Origin of the sequence: Alkalicoccobacillus gibsonii, assembly GCF_016798245.1 — a bacterium.
Taxonomy (GTDB): domain Bacteria; phylum Bacillota; class Bacilli; order Bacillales; family Bacillaceae_D; genus Alkalicoccobacillus; species Alkalicoccobacillus gibsonii.
Window position 1 is genome coordinate 1 of record NZ_JAEUZA010000011.1, and the last position, 2,236, is coordinate 2,236.

Genomic DNA, 2,236 nt, shown 5'->3' on the forward strand with positions numbered 1-2,236 from the left:
AGTACGCCGTCGTAGACCCGAAACCGAGTGATCTACCCATGTCCAGGGTGAAGTTCAGGTAACACTGAATGGAGGCCCGAACCCACGCATGTTGAAAAATGCGGGGATGAGGTGTGGGTAGGGGTGAAATGCCAATCGAACTCGGAAATAGCTGGTTCTCCCCGAAATAGCTTTAGGGCTAGCCTCGAGGGAAGAGTCTTGGAGGTAGAGCACTGATTGGACGAGGGGTCCCCACAGGATTACCGAATTCAGTCAAACTCCGAATGCCAAGTACTTATCCTCGGGAGTCAGACTGCGAGTGCTAAGATCCGTAGTCAAGAGGGAAACAGCCCAGACCATCAGCTAAGGTCCCAAAGTATACGTTAAGTGGCAAAGGATGTGGAGTTGCCCAGACAACCAGGATGTTGGCTTAGAAGCAGCCACCATTTAAAGAGTGCGTAATAGCTCACTGGTCGAGTGACTCTGCGCCGAAAATGTAACGGGGCTAAACGTATCACCGAAGCTATGGATGAACACCTTAGGTGTTCGTGGTAGGGGAGCGTTCCAAGGACAGCGAAGCTAGATCGTGAGGACTAGTGGAGTGCTTGGAAGTGAGAATGCCGGTATGAGTAGCGAAAAGAGGGGTGAGAATCCCCTCCGTCGAAAGCCCAAGGTTTCCTGAGGAAGGCTCGTCCGCTCAGGGTCAGTCGGGACCTAAGCCGAGGCTGAAAAGCGTAGGCGATGGACAACAGGTTGATATTCCTGTACCACCTCTCCACCGTTTGAGTAATGGGGGGACGCAGAAAGGTAGGGTGAGCGCGCTGATGGATATGCGCGTCTAAGCTGTTAGGCTGGAAAGTAGGCAAATCCGCTTTCCGTTCGGCTGAGCAGTGATAGCGAGGGAAATGTAGTACCGAAGTCCCTGATCCTCCGCTGCCTAGAAAAGCCTCTAGCGAGGTGGAAGGTGCCCGTACCGCAAACCGACACAGGTAGGCGAGAAGAGAATTCTAAGACGCGCGGGAGAACTCTCGTTAAGGAACTCGGCAAAATGACCCCGTAACTTCGGGAGAAGGGGTGCTCTATTAGGGTGCAAGCCCGAGAGAGCCGCAGTGAAAAGATCCAAGCGACTGTTTAGCAAAAACACAGGTCTCTGCGAAGCCGCAAGGCGAAGTATAGGGGCTGACACCTGCCCGGTGCTGGAAGGTTAAGAGGAGGGGTTATCCTTTTAGGAGAAGCTCTGAATTGAAGCCCCAGTAAACGGCGGCCGTAACTATAACGGTCCTAAGGTAGCGAAATTCCTTGTCGGGTAAGTTCCGACCCGCACGAATGGTGTAACGATTTGGATACTGTCTCAACGAGAGACCCGGTGAAATTATAGTACCTGTGAAGATGCAGGTTACCCGCGACAGGACGGAAAGACCCCATGGAGCTTTACTGTAGCCTGATAGTGGATGTTGGTATCGTTTGTACAGGATAGGTAGGAGCCTTTGAAACCGGAGCGCCAGCTTCGGTGGAGGCATTGGTGGGATACTACCCTGACGGTGCTGACATTCTAACCTCGACCCGTGATCCGGGTCAGGGACATTGTCAGGTGGGCAGTTTGACTGGGGCGGTCGCCTCCTAAACAGTAACGGAGGCGCCCAAAGGTTCCCTCAGAATGGTTGGAAATCATTCGAAGAGTGCAAAGGCATAAGGGAGCTTGACTGCGAGACCTACAAGTCGAGCAGGGACGAAAGTCGGGCTTAGTGATCCGGCGGTGCCGAATGGAAGGGCCGTCGCTCAACGGATAAAAGCTACCCTGGGGATAACAGGCTTATCTCCCCCAAGAGTCCATATCGACGGGGAGGTTTGGCACCTCGATGTCGGCTCGTCGCATCCTGGGGCTGAAGTAGGTCCCAAGGGTTGGGCTGTTCGCCCATTAAAGCGGCACGCGAGCTGGGTTCAGAACGTCGTGAGACAGTTCGGTCCCTATCCGTCGCGGGCGCAGGAAATTTGAGAGGAGCTGTCCTTAGTACGAGAGGACCGGGATGGACACACCGCTGGTGTACCAGTTGTTCCGCCAGGAGCATCGCTGGGTAGCTACGTGTGGACGGGATAAGTGCTGAAAGCATCTAAGCATGAAGCCCCCCTCAAGATGAGATTTCCCATAGCGTAAGCTAGTAAGACCCCTTAGAGATGATGAGGTTGATAGGTCTGGAGTGGAAGTGTGGCGACACATGGAGCGGACAGATACTAATCGGTCGAGGACTTATCCAAT

1 rRNA gene is annotated in these 2,236 nt (G+C 53.8%); it reads left to right on the plus strand.

The window, feature by feature from the left end:
* Positions 1–2,235: ribosomal RNA gene (locus tag JNO66_RS20325) — 23S ribosomal RNA — on the plus strand; the annotation flags it as partial.
* Position 2,236: the final 1 nt, after the last annotated feature.